Source organism: Vibrio coralliilyticus ATCC BAA-450, from assembly GCF_000176135.1.
Lineage (GTDB): Bacteria > Pseudomonadota > Gammaproteobacteria > Enterobacterales > Vibrionaceae > Vibrio > Vibrio coralliilyticus.
This window is the reverse complement of record NZ_ACZN01000013.1, coordinates 132,704-146,488: the sequence shown is the minus strand read 5'-3', so window position 1 is coordinate 146,488 and position 13,785 is coordinate 132,704. Positions and strand designations below refer to the sequence as shown.

Sequence of the window (13,785 nt, the reverse complement as noted above, 5' to 3'; positions counted from 1 at the left end):
TTAATCGTTGAAGTGATGGTAAACAAATGACAGATAACAAAACCTTACCAACTGAGGTCCCAACTCTCTATATTGTCCCAACTCCAATTGGCAATTTAGGTGATATCACTCAACGAGCGCTCGACGTTTTAACAAATGTTGATCTGATAGCTGCCGAAGATACGCGTCATACTGGCAAATTGCTGTCTCATTTTGGCATTCCGACCAAAACTTTTGCATTACATGATCATAATGAGCAGCAAAAAGCGCAAGTTTTGGTTGAGAAACTGTTAGCTGGGCACTTAATTGCCCTAGTTTCGGATGCAGGAACGCCATTAATCAGTGACCCAGGGTATCATCTGGTCACAAAATGTCGTCAGGCTGGGGTTAAAGTTGTGCCACTTCCTGGCGCGTGTGCTGTGATTACTGCGTTAAGTGCGTCTGGTTTGCCTTCTGACCGATTTAGCTTTGAAGGGTTTCTGCCAGCGAAAAGTAAGGGGCGAAAAGATAAATTTCTTGAGATTGCAAAGGCAGAACGTACTTGTATTTTTTATGAATCTCCGCATCGTATCGTCGACTCTCTCGAGGATATGCTGGATATTCTCGGCCCAGAGCGTGAGGTTGTACTCGCTCGTGAGCTGACGAAAACCTTTGAAACCATTCAGGGCTTACCGCTTGGCGAATTGATTGAGTGGGTAAAAGCAGACGAAAATCAGCAAAGAGGTGAAATGGCACTGCTGATTCATGGTTACCGCGCGGCAGCAATGGACTCTCTACCTGAAGAAGCGACTCGCACGCTGGCTATTTTGACGAAAGAGTTACCATTAAAGAAAGCCGCTGCCATGGCTGCTGAAATCTACAACCTCAAAAAAAATGCGCTGTATAAGTGGGGATTAGATAACCTCGATTAAGAAGGTGAATCTAGATGACAGAGTCGGGAGAGAGTAACCTCGACTCTGTGTTTTGTTGCTCTTCTGTGTATTTCTTCACCACTCAGTCTCTCGTTTACAGCAAATCTGTGATCTCGCTAGACACTTTGATTCAATCTCTATACAATCCGCCTCGGAGTTGACTGGGTAGTCGCTGCTTCATTGATGTCCCTTAGCCTTGTGCTGGGGAGACTGATGAAGGGGAGGAAAGTCCGGGCTCCATAGAGCAGGGTGCCAGGTAACGCCTGGGGGGCGCAAGCCTACGACAAGTGCAGCAGAGAGAAGACCGCCGATGGCTCGTAAGAGCACAGGTAAGGGTGAAAGGGTGCGGTAAGAGCGCACCGGACGACTGGCAACAGTTCGTTGCAGGGTAAACTCCACCCGGAGCAAGACCAAATAGGCTTCCACATTGCGTTGCTCGCGTAAGGAGGCGGGTAGGTTGCTCGAGCCAGTGAGCGATTGCTGGCCTAGACGAATGGCTACCACCGCGCAAGCGGAACAGAACCCGGCTTACATGTCGGCTCCACCTATTCGAGACCCATCGTAACCTCAGCGTTATGATGGGTTTTTTGCTTTTTATTGACGAAATTAATTCTGCAAGCACTAAACTTAGCGCAATATCACGTGTTCCAGTTCGCTATGGGTGGCGATCACCTTCTAAATCAGTACACTGGAGAGTTTGAGCGCGTCGGTGCGAGAGCGAGATAAAAAATCATGACCGAAGAATTTAAGCACATTTCTGTATTACTGCATGAGTCTATCGATGGCTTAGCGATTAAGCCTGATGGTACCTACATTGACGGAACCTTTGGTCGTGGTGGTCACAGTCGCCAAATTCTTTCCCAACTGGGTGAACAGGGTCGCCTTTTCAGTATTGATCGCGATCCGCAAGCTATTGCTGAAGCTCAAACGATTGATGACCCTAGATTTACCATTATTCATGGTCCTTTCTCAGGTATGGCTAAGTATGCAGAAGAGCGAGGTTTAGTCGGCCAAGTAGATGGTGTCTTGCTTGATCTTGGTGTTTCATCACCTCAGCTTGATGATGCCGAGCGTGGCTTCAGTTTTATGAAAGATGGCCCACTGGATATGCGTATGGATCCGACATCGGGTATTCCTGTCTCGCAGTGGTTGATGGAAGCCGATCTTGATGACATCACTTGGGTTATTCGTGAGTTCGGTGAAGATAAACATGCTCGTCGCATTGCTAAAGCGATTGTTGCTTACCGTGAGAATGAAGAAAACGAACCTCTGACGCGTACAGGTCAGCTTGCTAAACTTATTTCTGACGCGGCGCCAAAGAGTTTTAAAGAGAAAAAGCACCCAGCCACGCGTTCATTCCAGGCGTTCCGTATTTACATCAACAGTGAGTTGGAAGAAATTGACACCGCGTTAAAAGGCGCAGCCAGTATTTTGGCTCCGGAAGGTCGTTTGTCCGTGATCAGTTTCCACTCCCTTGAAGATCGCATGGTGAAGCGATTTATTCGCAAGGAGAGCAAAGGTCCTGAAGTGCCTCATGGTATTCCAATGACGGAAGCGCAAATTAAAGCACTGGGCAGCGCTAACTTAAAACCGATCGGTAAAGCAATTAAGCCTTCCAAGCAAGAAGTTGATATTAATACTCGCTCTCGAAGCTCTGTGCTACGTATTGCGGAAAAACTTTAATAGTAATGAGTAAACCCACTCCTAATCTCGCCAAATTGATCGCTCTCGACCTACTTACTGTGGGGCGAGTGCCTTTGCTGGTGCTGATTTTGATCTTTGCATCAGCCATGGGAGTGGTTTTCACCACACACCACACACGACAGGCCATTACCGAAAAAGATCAAGCCTTGCAGGAACGTGAACGGCTGGACAACGAGTGGCGCAACTTGTTGATTGAGGAGACGGCATTGGCTGAACACAGCCGAGTGCAAGAAATTGCCAAAGACGAACTGCAAATGAAACGCCCGGACTCAGATAAAGAAGTGGTGATTGATCTCCCATGAGTAAAAACAAAGCCTCCTCTGCGCCTAAGAAAGAAGCGGTTGTTGAGCCGCCGAGCTTGATCCGATGGCGTTTTTATCTGGTTTTATTTTTTGTCTTCAGTGCCTTCGCTGCGCTGGTCACCCGCATTGCTTACATCCAGATTGTTGAGCCCGATAATCTAATCCAGCAGGGGGATTTGCGCTCAGTTCGTGCCAAAACCATTCACTCTGCACGAGGTATTGTTTCCGATCGCAATGGTGAGCCATTGGCGGTCAGTGTACCTGTTGAAGCGGTGTGGGCAGATCCTGCGACCATCTTTAAACGCAACGGCTTTGCCAATATGGATCGCTGGTATGCGCTGGCGGATGTGCTTGGCCTCGACCGTAAAGAAATGGTCGATAAAATCCGCAGCAATAAATCCCGCCGTTTTGTCTATCTTCAGCGCCAAGTTAGCCCTGCAATGGCCAACTATATCCGTGAGCTTAAGCTCGCAGGTGTGGGGCTGAAAGCGGAATCTCGCCGCTATTATCCGACAGGTGAGGTTAGTGCTCACTTAGTCGGTGTAACAGGAATTGATGGACACGGATTAGAAGGTGTTGAGCGTAGCTATGATAAATGGCTGACAGGTGAAGCGGGTAAACGCATCATTCGTAAAGACAGATATGGCAGGGTAGTTGAAAACATTTCATTGGAAGAGCGAGAAGAAGGCAAACCACTAGAACTGACAATTGATCAGCGTATTCAGGCCATTGCCTATCGTTCTATCAAGCAAGCCGTGGCGGATTACCGAGCCACCTCGGGCACTGCTGTAATATTGGATGTAAAAACCGGCGCCGTGCTAGCTATGGTTAACGCACCGTCTTACAACCCAAATAACCGTTCTGACCTTCAATCGGCAAAAATGAGAAACCGAGCCATCACCGATGCGTTTGAACCTGGCTCAACGGTGAAACCTTTTGTTGTCTTAGCTGCACTGGATAATGGTGTCGCTGATAAAGACACCGTCATTGATACTGGCAACGGCATTATGCCAATCGGTGGTCAGAGAGTGCGTGATACATCCAAAGTAGGGAAAGCGGATCTGACTACGATTTTGAAGAAATCGAGTAACATCGGTGTCGCTAAGCTGGCGCTCGACATGCCTTTAGAAGCCCTGCTTGGTATGTATAGTTCGGTCGGGTTCGGTGAAATGTCTGGGCTTAACCTAGTGGGTGAAACCCCAGGGATATTCCCCAACCGACGTCGCTGGTCTAAGTTTGAGATTGCGACCTTAGCGTTCGGTTATGGTCTGACTATTACGCCTCTTCAACTGGCACATGCTTATGCGACGCTAGGCAACTACGGTAAATACCAACCGATTCACATTATCGAAAACAATCAGCAAGACTTGTCACGTCAGGTGATTGACGAAAATAATGCACATATGGTGCTGAACATGTTGGAAACCGTGACCCAGCCCGGAGGCACCGCGACCAAGGCCGCCGTTCCCGGTTATCGCGTGGCGGCAAAAACCGGTACATCTCGTAAAGCAATTGCGGGTGGCTATGGCGACGAATACTTCGCTTATACAGCAGGTGTTGCCCCTGTGAGTAATCCACGAGTTGCTGTAGTGGTGGTAGTCAACGAACCACAAGGGGATAACTATTACGGTGGTTCGGTTGCTGGCCCTGTGTTTTCCGAGATTTTAAAAGGCACACTACAGATATTGAATGTAGCGCCTGATGAAAACCGATTTAAAGAAGAATAAGTGAGACGTTAAATGTCCAAAGAACTCACACTGACTCATCTGCTTGCACCTTGGGTATCTCTTTCACACCAAGTTTGCAATGATGTTGCTATTCAAAGGCTAGAGCTCGATAGCCGTAAAATAAAGACGGGCTCGACGTTTGTTGCGATTAAAGGTCATACGGTAGATGGTCGACAGTTTATTCATGCAGCAATCCAGCAAGGTGCGAACGCAATTATCGCTGAAGCAGGTGAACAAAACGTGCATGGCAAAGTAGAGCAGTTAGGCAGCGTTTCTGTGGTTTATATTGCGGATTTGAGCCAGAAGCTATCTCAACTAGCGAGTCGTTTGCAACCACTCAGTTATAACCAGTTGATCGCAGTGACTGGAACCAATGGTAAAACCACCATCACACAATTGATTGCTCAGTGGCTGGAACTGTCCGGCCAGCGCGCAGCTGTATTAGGAACAACAGGCAATGGTTTTCTTGAGTCGTTGACGCCTGCATTGAACACCACAGGTAATGCGCTTGAAATTCAGCAAACCTTGTCTGAATTGGAAGACCAAGGCGCGCAATACACGGCGATGGAAATTTCTTCTCATGGCCTTGTGCAAAATAGAGTTAAGGCTCTCAGCTTTTCGGTAGGAGTGTTCTCAAACTTGAGTCGTGATCATCTTGATTATCACGGCACGATGGAAGAATACGCCCGAGCGAAACTATCACTGTTTACCGTGCATGATTGCGCTAAAGCGGTGATCAATATTGATGATACGGTCGGTGCATCGTGGGTCGAACTGCTTGATAACTGTATTCCTGTTTCTTTGTCTCCGATTCAAACGGGCAAAGGGGTCTTCGCTACACAAGTTCAATATTCTGAAGCGGGTATTACTCTGAGTTTTTCTGGTCAGTATGGTGAGGGTCGTTTTACCGTTCCTTTGATCGGAGAGTTCAACGCTAGTAATGTGATGGTGGCTTTTGCTACCTTGTTGTCACTGGGTATCGATAAGCAAATATTGGTTGAAAGTGCCAGCCAACTTAAACCAGTCTTGGGACGTATGGAGCTGTTTCATGCACAAGGCAAAGCCAAGGTCGTGGTGGATTATGCTCATACACCAGATGCATTGGAAAAAGCGCTATTAGCTCTGAAAGTGCATTGTAATGGACGACTTTGGGCCATATTTGGTTGTGGTGGGGACAGAGATACAGGTAAGCGCCCGATGATGGCTTCTATCGGCGAAAAGTTAGCTGACGTGGTGATCCTGACCGATGATAACCCTCGTAGCGAGTCGCCGTCTGCGATAGTAAAAGATATGTTGGCGGGTATGGCTTCACCTGAAAATGCCATTGTTGAACATGACCGCTATAACGCTTTGGTACATGCACTAAAGCACAGTAGTGGCGATGATATTATTTTGATCGCCGGTAAAGGCCATGAAGACTACCAAGTGCTGGCTAATGAAACGGTTCATTACTCTGATCGAGAATCAGCCCAACGACTTCTGGAGCTAACATTATGATTACTCTGATGCTGTCTCAGCTTGTTGATGTACTTGATGCCCAACTCATCGGTGATGATACCGCTATTGAATCTGTCTCAACGGATACGAGAACGATTGAGTCGGGGTCTCTGTTTGTTGCATTGGTGGGTGAGCGATTTGATGCCCATGACTTTGCAGGACAGGCTGCCTCGGCTGGAGCGAGCGCTTTGTTGGTCAGCAAAGCGGTTGACGTTCAGGTGCCTCAGCTACTGGTCGAAGATACCAAAGTCGCACTGGGTAAGTTGGGCCAGTTTGTTCATCAAGTGTGTCAAACTCCAACCGTTGCGATTACGGGGAGCTGTGGCAAAACCACAGTCAAAGAGATGGTCGCTAGTATTATGACTCAGAAAGGCCAAGTGCTGTATACCGCTGGCAACTTTAACAATGATATCGGTGTTCCACTGACTTTGTTACGTTCCCAACCGGAAGATGACTTTGCAGTCATTGAGCTCGGAGCCAACCATGTTGGAGAAATCGCTTATACGACACAACTGGTTAACCCGGATGTCGCAATGGTTAATAACGTTGCAGCAGCGCACTTGGAAGGCTTCGGCTCAATGGATGGAGTAAAACGTGCTAAAGGTGAAATTTATCAGGGGCTTAAACCTGGTTCTGTCGCGATTGTAAACCTAGATAGCAATGGTGGAGAACACTGGCGAGAAGTACTGTCTGACAAAACGGTGAAGACATTTTCACTATCTGATAACAGTGCGGAATATAAAGCGCGTAATGTAACAATGAACGTGAATGGTGAAGCTTCTTTTACCATTCAGACACCAGAGACGTCTTTCGATGTCAAACTTGGCATTATTGGTCAACATAATGTATCGAATGCATTGGCAGCGACGGCGTTGTCACTGGAATTGGGTGCAACAACAGAAATGATCGCCTCTGGCCTTGCCAACTTATCAAAAGTGAAAGGTCGAGTTGAAACTGTCGATCTAACCGATAGCATTAGACTGATTGATGACAGTTATAATGCCAGTGTCCCTGCTATGAAAGCGGCTGCAGATCTGCTGAATAGTTTTGATGGAGTGCGCTGGCTTGTTTTAGGCAATATGGCTGAGTTGGGGGAAGAAAGTCTTGCACTTCATCGCCAAGTCGGTGAACATGCTGCCCCATTTAAATTTGAACATGTGCTTACCTTTGGCGCTGATACCAAAGCGATCAGCGACGTTTGTCAGGGAATGCACTTTGATACTCATGACCATATGATTGAGTTTATTGAGCAGCAGCTCAGCCAGCAAACTGGCCCTCATACATTACTTGTAAAAGGGGCGAACAGTGCAGGAATGAGCAAGATCGCCGCTGCTTTGAAGGAGATGTATACATGATCATTTGGCTTGCAGAGCTTCTACAGCCATACTTTTCATTCTTCCGTTTGTTCGAGTACCTATCGTTTCGTGCCATCGTAAGTGTTTTGACCGCATTAGGCATATCTTTGTGGATGGGACCGCGCATGATCCGCCGTTTGCAGATGTTGCAAATTGGTCAGGTCGTACGTAACGAAGGTCCAGAGTCACACTTTAGTAAACGTGGTACCCCGACAATGGGGGGGATCATGATCCTGACTGCAATTGTGACGACCGTTTTACTTTGGACCGATCTTTCCAATCCTTACGTTTGGGCGGTGCTGGCTGTCCTGATTGGCTATGGTGCTGTGGGCTTTGTTGATGATTATCGGAAAGTCGTGCGCAAAAATACCGATGGCCTGATCGCGCGCTGGAAGTACTTCTGGCAATCGGCGATCGCTCTGGTTGTGGCTTTTGCTTTGTATGCACATGGTAAAGACACCTCGGCGACTCAACTGGTTGTGCCTTTCTTTAAAGACATCATGCCTCAGCTTGGCCTGATGTACATCGTATTGACTTACTTTGTTATTGTCGGTACCAGTAATGCGGTTAACTTGACCGATGGTCTTGATGGCTTGGCCATTATGCCAACAGTCTTGGTGGCGGCAGGCTTCGCAGCGATTGCTTGGGCAACCGGTAATGTTAACTTCGCCAACTACCTGCACATTCCTTATGTTCCTCATGCTTCCGAGCTGGTGGTCGTCTGTACGGCAATAGTCGGTGCGGGTTTAGGATTCTTATGGTTTAACACCTATCCAGCCCAAGTCTTTATGGGCGATGTTGGTTCACTTGCATTAGGCGGCGCACTGGGCACCATTGCAGTTCTTGTTCGTCAAGAGTTTGTGTTGGTGATCATGGGCGGTGTATTTGTGATGGAAACCCTGTCGGTGATTCTTCAGGTTGGTTCCTACAAGCTACGTGGTCAACGTATTTTCCGTATGGCGCCTATTCATCACCACTACGAGCTAAAAGGTTGGCCTGAGCCTCGTGTGATTGTGCGTTTTTGGATCATTTCCATTGTTCTGGTTTTAGTTGGTTTAGCAACACTGAAAGTACGTTAAGGAAAACGGAATTTGACTATGGATCGTTGGCAGAACATAGAGAGTGTTGTCGTTGTAGGGCTCGGTATTACCGGGCTCTCAGTCGTTAAATACTTAGCAAAATTGCCTTACAACCTCACCATTCGCGTCATCGATACCCGTGAAAATCCACCGGGAAGCGAAGCTCTACCTCAAAGTGTTGAGTTACATGCTGGCGGCTGGAACAGCGACTGGTTGCTAAATGCGGATTTAGTGGTGGCAAACCCAGGTATCGCGCTTGCTACTACTGAAATTCAACAGGCGCTCAACGCAGGTGTACAAGTGGTTGGAGACATCGAGCTGTTTGCTTGGCAGGTGGATAAGCCAGTTGTGGCCATTACTGGTTCGAATGGGAAAAGCACGGTTACGGACTTGACGGGTGTCGTCGCCAATGCTGCTGGCGTGAAGACAGCGATTGGCGGCAATATCGGAGTGCCTGCGCTGGAACTGTTGGATCAAGATGCTGAGTTATATGTGCTCGAACTCTCCAGCTTCCAACTAGAAACTACTTCTAGCCTTTCTCTAAAAGCCGCGGCATTCCTGAATTTATCGGAAGATCATATGGATCGTTATGACGATATGGAAGGATACCGTCAGGCAAAGCTTCGCATTTTTGAGCAAGCACAGACGTGCATTGTCAATGCAGATGATCCTGCGACCTACCCAGATAAGAAAGATGCCCCTCTAGTCGAATTTAGCCTTGAAAAAAGTTGCGAGTTCCATGTCAAAGTAGTGGAAGGAAGAGAGTATTTGTGTCACCAAGATGCAAAAATACTGGCGTCTGACGAGCTAAGCCTAGTAGGAAGACACAATGTTGCTAACGCGCTGGTCGTACTTGCCCTACTCGAACAAGCAGGTGTTGATATTTCTCTTGGAATAGATGCACTTAAGTCTTACAACGGTCTGACACATCGATGTCAGGTCGTTGCGGATAATAACGGCGTTAAATGGGTCAATGATTCGAAAGCTACCAATGTCGCGAGCACTTTAGCTGCGCTGTCAGGCTTATCACTCTCCGGTAAACTCTACTTGTTGGTTGGCGGAGATGGTAAAGGCGCTGATTTTTCAGAGTTACAGCCTGCTTTGGACCAATTGGATGTCCAGCTATGCTGCTTTGGCGCTGATGGTGACAAGTTTCTTCCTTTGCATCGCAATGCAAAACGTTTCGAGACTATGGAAGATATAGTGAAATGGGCCAGCCCAAGAGTGGAAGCCGGTGATATGATTATGTTATCTCCAGCTTGTGCCAGCTTTGACCAATTTAAGAACTTTATGGCGCGCGGCGATGCTTTCACTGCTCTAGCCAAACATTATGCGTAGATAAGCCAACGGGAATGCAGATACGACACTTGCTAGCGAATACTAAACACTGGATGACCACTTCGTCACCAGAGGCTTTATTCGACCGTCAACTGGTGTGGATCTCTTTAGGATTGATGTTGACGGGCTTAGTCATGGTGACATCCGCTTCGTTTCCAATCAGTTCGCGCTTAACTGATCAACCTTTCCACTTTATGTTCCGCCACGCGATATTTTTAGTGTTAGCGTTATCGACGGCAAGTGTGATCCTCCAGGTGCCACTGAAGAAATGGTCGCAGTACAGCACTTTATTGCTTGGGTTGTCGTTTTTCCTGCTTGTCGTGGTACTTGTTGCGGGTAAATCGGTGAACGGTGCTTCGCGCTGGATACCTCTCGGTCTGTTTAACCTTCAGCCTGCTGAAGTCGCAAAACTGTCACTATTCATTTTCATGTCGGGCTATTTAGTACGTAAGCATGAAGAAGTGCGCTCTAGCTTCTTTGGCGGTTTTATTAAACCCATTATTGTATTTGGAACCTTAGCAAGTTTGCTACTGCTTCAACCCGATCTAGGTACTGTCATCGTTATGTTGGTGACCTTGTTCGGTATGTTGTTTATTGCTGGGGCCAAGCTCACTCAATTCTTGGCATTGATGGTGGTCGGGATTGCCTCAGTTGTAGGCCTTATCTTGGTCGAACCTTACCGAATGCGCCGTGTGACGTCATTTCTTGATCCTTGGGAAGACCCGTTTGGTAGCGGCTACCAGTTGACTCAGTCACTGATGGCTTTTGGTCGCGGAGAGTGGTTTGGTCAGGGGCTAGGTAACTCTATTCAAAAATTAGAATACTTGCCGGAAGCACATACAGACTTCGTTTTTGCCGTATTAGCTGAAGAGCTTGGTTTTGTCGGCGTGGTATTGGTGTTAATACTGATATTTAGTCTGGTGGTCAAAGCGATTTTGATCGGACGAAAAGCGTTTGATCATGACTTATTGTTCGGCGGGTACCTCGCATTCGGCATTGGTATTTGGTTTGCTTTTCAGACCTTGGTCAACGTAGGCGCGGCGGCTGGTATGGTGCCGACGAAAGGCCTAACGTTACCTTTGATTAGCTACGGTGGTTCGAGTCTGATTATAATGTCGACTGCCGTTGCGATATTGCTCCGGATCGATCATGAATGTCGATTGATCGCATCGCATAGCGAGCTGCAACAGAAAGATGAAGATGAAAAAGAATAAGAGATTAATGGTGATGGCCGGAGGTACCGGTGGTCACGTATTTCCGGGTTTGGCGGTTGCCAAGAAGCTTCAGCAACAAGGATGGGAAATCCGTTGGCTAGGCACTGCTGATCGTATGGAAGCGGAACTGGTGCCTAAGCATGGTATCGAGATTGACTTTATTAAAGTCAAAGGATTACGTGGTCAAGGGCTGAGTCGCCTTATCAAAGCACCGTTTCAAATTGCGAATGCTATACTGCAAGCAAAGAAACATATGCAGCAATGGCAACCTGATGCCGTACTCGGTATGGGCGGGTACGTCAGCGGCCCTGGCGGTATCGCGGCTAAGATGCTGGGGGTTCCAGTTGTTCTGCATGAGCAAAATGCGGTGGCAGGATTAACCAACCAGTGGCTATCCCGTATCGCATCGAAGGTTTTTCAAGCGTTTCCCGGTGCTTTTCCCAACGCAGAGGTGGTCGGAAACCCTGTTCGTGAAGATGTCGTCGCTTTGCCTGAACCAGAACTAAGAATGACCGAGCGCAAAGATACAATCCGCATCCTAGTGATGGGGGGGAGTCAAGGCGCGCAAATTCTCAACCGCACTATGCCAGAAGCAATGTCGAAACTTGGTGAAGGTTATCAAGTGCGCCATCAGGCAGGCAAAAACAATCAGATTGACGTGTCAGCGGCATATCAAACGGCTGGTGTAGATAAGGCTGACACAACAGAGTTTATCGATAATGTCGCAGAGGCTTACGCTTGGGCAGATCTCATCGTTTGTCGTTCCGGTGCTTTAACCGTCTCTGAAGTGTCTGCGGCAGGTATCGGTGCGGTATTTATTCCCTTTATGCACAAAGACAGGCAGCAAGCGTTGAACGCTGATCATTTAGTGGAGTGCGGAGCAGCGAAAATGATCGAGCAGCCAGACTTGACCGTCGATAAGTTGGTGGATCAGATTCAGCAATTAGATCGAACTAAGCTGCTCGAAATGGCGAACAAAGCAAGAGCAGCAGCAAAATTAGACGCAGATACTAAAGTGGCTGATGCCATCATAGCGCTAACGAATTAACGAGATAGATTCATGACAATTCAACATACTCAAGACTTAGCGCAAATTCGCGCCATGGTGCCAGAAATGCGCCGTGTTAAATGTATCCATTTCATCGGTATCGGTGGCGCAGGAATGAGTGGGATTGCCGAGGTCCTACTTAATGAAGGTTACCAAATTACCGGTTCTGACTTAGCTGAAAACCCTGTCACAGATCGGTTAGCTAAAAAAGGCGCGACCATCTTTATTGGCCATGCCGAAAGCAATGTACATCAAGCCAGTGTTGTGGTTGTCTCGACGGCCATCAATGAAGAAAACCCTGAGATTAAAGCGGCAAGAGCGGCGCGAGTTCCTGTTGTCCGCCGAGCAGAAATGTTGGCGGAGCTGATGCGTTTCAGGCATGGGATTGCTGTAGCGGGAACACATGGCAAAACCACTACTACGGCCCTTGTGACACAGATATACTCAGAAGCGGAGCTTGACCCAACGTTTGTCAATGGTGGTCTAGTTAAAAGCGCAGGAACTAATGCTCGCTTAGGCTCTAGCCGTATTCTGATTGCTGAAGCAGATGAAAGTGATGCTTCTTTCCTTCACTTGCAGCCTATGGTCAGCATTGTGACCAACATTGAAGCGGATCATATGGATACCTATGGTGGTGACTTTGAAACGCTGAAGCAAACCTTTATCGATTTTCTGCATAACTTGCCGTTCTATGGACAGGCGATTGTGTGTATTGACGACCCGGTGGTTCGTGAGCTCATTCCTCGTATCAGCCGCCAAGTGATTACTTATGGCTTTGCTGAAGATGCTGATGTGCGAATTGAAAATTATTGCCAAGAGGGGCAGCAAGGCAAATTTACTGTGGTACGTCAGGGGCGTGCGAATCTCGATATCACCTTGAATATTCCTGGCCGACACAACGCGCTGAATGCAGCTGCAGCCATTGCGGTAGCGACAGAAGACGATATTGACGATGAGTCTATCTTACGTGCGATGGCAGGCACGCAAGGCACAGGACGTCGTTTTGAGCACCTAGGCGAGTTTGATACCGGTAATGGCAGTGCCATGTTGGTCGATGACTACGGTCATCATCCTACCGAAGTGGATGTGACCATTCATGCTGCTCGCAACGGATGGCAAGACAAACGACTCGTTATGATCTTTCAGCCACACCGCTACAGCCGAACTCGTGATTTATACGATGATTTTGCCAATGTACTAGAGCAAGTGGATGTGTTGTTAATGCTCGATGTCTACTCCGCGGGTGAAAAGCCAATAGCTGGTGCTGATGGACGGGCACTATGCCGAACCATTCGTAGTCGAGGCAAAATTGATCCTATTTTTGTTTCAGATAGCACGACCTTACCCTCTGTTTTAGCGAATGTTTTGCAAGATGGTGACTTAGTTCTAACTCAAGGTGCTGGTGATATTGGCAAAGTAGCAAAACAATTGGCGGCTTTTGAGTTAAATGTCGATAAGATGCATAAGGCGTGACTGAAAACGTGAGATTTCGATTATTTGAACGAATTAATGCAATTAAAGTGCGATTTCTCAATTTCAGTGTTTGATACTTTCAATGACGCCAGTATAATCCGAAGGTTAAAGTAATTGCTTTTGCCTTTTTTACGAAAAATGAGATAGGGATTAGAGTT

At 47.5% G+C, this 13,785-nt stretch carries 11 protein-coding genes and 1 other RNA gene; all 12 read left to right on the top strand.

Annotated features, from left to right (window positions below; genetic code table 11):
* The first annotated feature begins 26 nt into the window (after nucleotides 1-26).
* Complete coding sequence (gene rsmI, locus VIC_RS04080) at nucleotides 27-890, top strand: 16S rRNA (cytidine(1402)-2'-O)-methyltransferase (RefSeq protein ID WP_006958017.1); 864 nt, start codon at nucleotides 27-29, stop codon at nucleotides 888-890.
* Between the two features lie 153 nt (nucleotides 891-1,043).
* Nucleotides 1,044-1,437: RNase P RNA component class A (gene rnpB, locus VIC_RS25970), an RNA gene on the top strand.
* Nucleotides 1,438-1,622: 185 nt separating this feature from the next.
* Nucleotides 1,623-2,573: a 16S rRNA (cytosine(1402)-N(4))-methyltransferase RsmH gene (gene rsmH, locus VIC_RS04075; RefSeq protein WP_006958012.1), complete on the top strand. Its 951-nt coding sequence runs from the start codon at nucleotides 1,623-1,625 to the stop codon at nucleotides 2,571-2,573.
* A 5-nt stretch (nucleotides 2,574-2,578) separates the two neighbouring features.
* A complete protein-coding gene (gene ftsL / locus VIC_RS04070; protein WP_006958010.1) occupies nucleotides 2,579-2,896 on the top strand; it encodes a cell division protein FtsL in 318 nt (105 codons plus the stop codon).
* On the top strand, nucleotides 2,893-4,623 hold the full coding sequence (locus tag VIC_RS04065; RefSeq protein ID WP_006958008.1) for a peptidoglycan glycosyltransferase FtsI: 1,731 nt from the start codon (nucleotides 2,893-2,895) through the stop codon (nucleotides 4,621-4,623). Before ftsL ends, VIC_RS04065 begins: the two co-directional genes overlap by 4 nt.
* 12 nt (nucleotides 4,624-4,635) lie before the next feature.
* Nucleotides 4,636-6,120 (top strand): UDP-N-acetylmuramoyl-L-alanyl-D-glutamate--2,6-diaminopimelate ligase, encoded by a 1,485-nt coding sequence (gene murE / locus VIC_RS04060; RefSeq protein ID WP_006958006.1) that lies wholly within the window; start codon nucleotides 4,636-4,638, stop codon nucleotides 6,118-6,120.
* A complete protein-coding gene (locus VIC_RS04055) occupies nucleotides 6,117-7,475 on the top strand; it encodes a UDP-N-acetylmuramoyl-tripeptide--D-alanyl-D-alanine ligase (RefSeq protein ID WP_006958002.1) in 1,359 nt (452 codons plus the stop codon). Before murE ends, VIC_RS04055 begins: the two co-directional genes overlap by 4 nt.
* Complete coding sequence (mraY, locus tag VIC_RS04050) at nucleotides 7,472-8,554, top strand: phospho-N-acetylmuramoyl-pentapeptide-transferase (RefSeq protein ID WP_006958000.1); 1,083 nt, start codon at nucleotides 7,472-7,474, stop codon at nucleotides 8,552-8,554. The genes VIC_RS04055 and mraY overlap by 4 nt, the downstream gene beginning before the upstream one ends.
* Nucleotides 8,555-8,572: 18 nt before the next feature.
* Nucleotides 8,573-9,892, top strand: a complete 1,320-nt coding sequence (gene murD, locus VIC_RS04045) for a UDP-N-acetylmuramoyl-L-alanine--D-glutamate ligase (RefSeq protein ID WP_039951262.1) — start codon at nucleotides 8,573-8,575, stop codon at nucleotides 9,890-9,892.
* 14 nt (nucleotides 9,893-9,906) lie between these two features.
* Complete coding sequence (gene ftsW / locus VIC_RS04040) at nucleotides 9,907-11,106, top strand: cell division protein FtsW (protein WP_029235986.1); 1,200 nt, start codon at nucleotides 9,907-9,909, stop codon at nucleotides 11,104-11,106.
* Nucleotides 11,093-12,154 (top strand): undecaprenyldiphospho-muramoylpentapeptide beta-N-acetylglucosaminyltransferase, encoded by a 1,062-nt coding sequence (murG, locus tag VIC_RS04035; RefSeq protein ID WP_039951261.1) that lies wholly within the window; start codon nucleotides 11,093-11,095, stop codon nucleotides 12,152-12,154. The genes ftsW and murG overlap by 14 nt, the downstream gene beginning before the upstream one ends.
* Before the next feature lie 12 nt (nucleotides 12,155-12,166).
* Entirely contained in the window at nucleotides 12,167-13,627 is a 1,461-nt protein-coding gene (gene murC, locus VIC_RS04030) for a UDP-N-acetylmuramate--L-alanine ligase (RefSeq protein ID WP_006957995.1), read from the top strand.
* The last annotated feature ends 158 nt before the right edge of the window (nucleotides 13,628-13,785 follow it).